Origin of the sequence: Pseudoalteromonas sp. CR1, from assembly GCF_019392235.1 — a bacterium.
Taxonomy (GTDB): domain Bacteria; phylum Pseudomonadota; class Gammaproteobacteria; order Enterobacterales; family Alteromonadaceae; genus Pseudoalteromonas.
Genome location: NZ_JAHXRM010000054.1, coordinates 1 through 415, shown reverse-complemented (window position 1 = coordinate 415; position 415 = coordinate 1). Strand labels below are relative to the sequence as shown.

Below are 415 nucleotides of genomic sequence, written 5' to 3'. Positions count from 1 at the left end.
ACTCAAGTTTTTATGCGGTGAATGTTGATGGTAATGACATTGATCGTTTGAGGCCGAGTAGCAAAATGGTTATGCAGCGGATTGCAAATCCGCCTACGCCGGTTCGATTCCGACCTCGGCCTCCACTCTTAGAAACCCCGTAGATTAACGTCTACGGGGTTTTTTATTGGCTGCAATTTGGTCATCGCTTCCGCAATTTTTTGCATCGCTTCCGCAACGATGCCTTTTTATCCGCGAATTTCAGGCGCAGTTATCAGCATATCTCTGCTCGAATGGACGCGGGATTGTGCTCGTGACTAAGGCTGAGCATCCACTAACGGCCAGATGCTGAGGTTAGCGACCTTCGGCGGCAATAGAAGTCAATCGAACGCTCCACAAACGGCACTCGATTTGCGTGTCACTCCGTAACAATGGC

General features: G+C 49.6%; 1 tRNA gene. It reads left to right on the top strand.

What is annotated here, in order from left to right:
• Nucleotides 1-51: 51 nt before the first annotated feature.
• Nucleotides 52-125, top strand: a tRNA-Cys gene (locus KZZ04_RS18455).
• The last annotated feature ends 290 nt before the right edge of the window (nt 126-415 follow it).